1 protein-coding gene is annotated in these 1,543 nt (G+C 67.7%); it reads right to left on the bottom strand.

Going from position 1 to position 1,543, the window contains the following annotated elements; all coding sequences use genetic code 11:
- Positions 1 to 14: 14 nt before the first annotated feature.
- A complete protein-coding gene (locus tag IE252_RS42805) occupies positions 15 to 1,385 on the bottom strand; it encodes an IS4 family transposase (protein ID WP_268248478.1) in 1,371 nt (456 codons plus the stop codon).
- Between the last annotated feature and the right edge of the window lie 158 nt (positions 1,386 to 1,543).

Below are 1,543 nucleotides of genomic sequence, written 5' to 3'. Positions count from 1 at the left end.
CAACGCCATTGCGTTTAGCCAGGTGGTGTCTTGTCAAGGATGCCGTCCGTGATGATCGCGGTGTGGAGCTTGTAGTGCATGCACCTGCGGGGATGGCGGTGGCGGGTAAAGGGATACTTGCTGTGCCGTTTACGCATCCGCGCCTTCAGCCGGTGGCGGGGTCGTGGCGGGTGCAGGTTGGCCAGGGCGGCCTGGCCGATGGAGCCCACCAACGTGACCGGAGCCGTCATCGGCGGGAGCTCACCCGTGACGATGGTGTCGGCGGCGGCCCGCAGCAGGACCGTGAAGCTGATGCGGTGAGCGGGTACTTCCGCGTGAACGAAGACGAGATCGTCCGCGGTGCGGATCAGGGCCTGATAGACCGTGAGCAGGGCGTACAACTCCTGCTCGATACCGGGAACGGTCCTCGACCGCAGGATCCGGCCGTCCAGGATGGTCGACTTCAGCGAGAAGTAGCAGGTCTCGGCCTCCCAGCGGCGGTGATAGATCTCGATCAGTTCCTGGGCGGGATACTGATCGGCGTCGAGCAGGCTGGTGATCAGCCGCCACAACTCGGTGCGCCGGGTGCCGTCTTCGAGACTGACGGTGATCCAGGCTTCGATGATCCGGACCTCCAGGCGTCGGCCATACCCGCGGCCGGCGCGGTAGTGCTGGGAGCGGATGAAGGTCAGATAGGAGCCGTCCGGGAGCGCGTGTCGGGTGGTGGGGCAGCGTTTGCGGGTGGAGCGCAGCAGGAACGCGGCGCCGGTCCCGGACACCGCGTTGAGGAAGTCCACCGCGTCGTAGTAGGCGTCGGCCAGCAGCAGCATGGAGGCATCCAGGCTGGTCAGCAGGCGGTGAGCGTAGGACAGTTCGCCGATGCGGTCGGAGCCGAAGGCGGCGTCGAGCAGGGCGCGGGTGCCACACTCCACCAGGGCGACCAGGCGGACCATCGGATAGCCGAACTCCTTCACCTCGCCGATGTGCTTGGGGAAGCACCAGGTCACGGCGGGATCGTCGGGGACGCACTGGGTGGTGCCGTCCAGGGCGACCAGGCGCCGCCCGCGGTAGAACGAGTCCCGTCGAGCCGGGGGCGCGACCGGGCCTGCCAAGACCTCGAAGAGTCGGTGCAGCGGTGCGGTGCCTAACCGGCGTCGCGCACGCGACAGTGACGACGCACACGGGCAGACCGTCACCACCTTGCCGAGACCGGCGGTCAGCTTCGCCCACACCCCCGCGTACGAGACCCCCTCGAACACGGCGAGCGCGAGCACGAAGTACACCACCACCCGCGCGGGCAGCAGCCGTAGCCGCTGCTCCCGGGCTGCGGTCTCGGCGACAACGGCATCGACCAGGCAGGGGTCGATGATCTGGGTCAACTCGCCCAGATGACCCGGAGCATACACATCAAGGGGTGTCGGGCACCGCCCGACGCTGGCAGACTGCTCCGACACGGGACCTCCGGGCACTCGTTCCTGGGCTCGACACCACAGGAACTACCCGAGGTCCCGCCCCATGACCAGGCACTTGACACCCAGCCCGAACCGCAAAAGCAACGGCGTTG

This window comes from Streptomyces melanogenes (genome assembly GCF_014649795.1).
Taxonomy (GTDB): domain Bacteria; phylum Actinomycetota; class Actinomycetes; order Streptomycetales; family Streptomycetaceae; genus Streptomyces; species Streptomyces noboritoensis.
The sequence above is the reverse complement of the archived record's forward strand: the minus strand, read 5'-3'. Positions and strand labels throughout refer to the sequence as shown.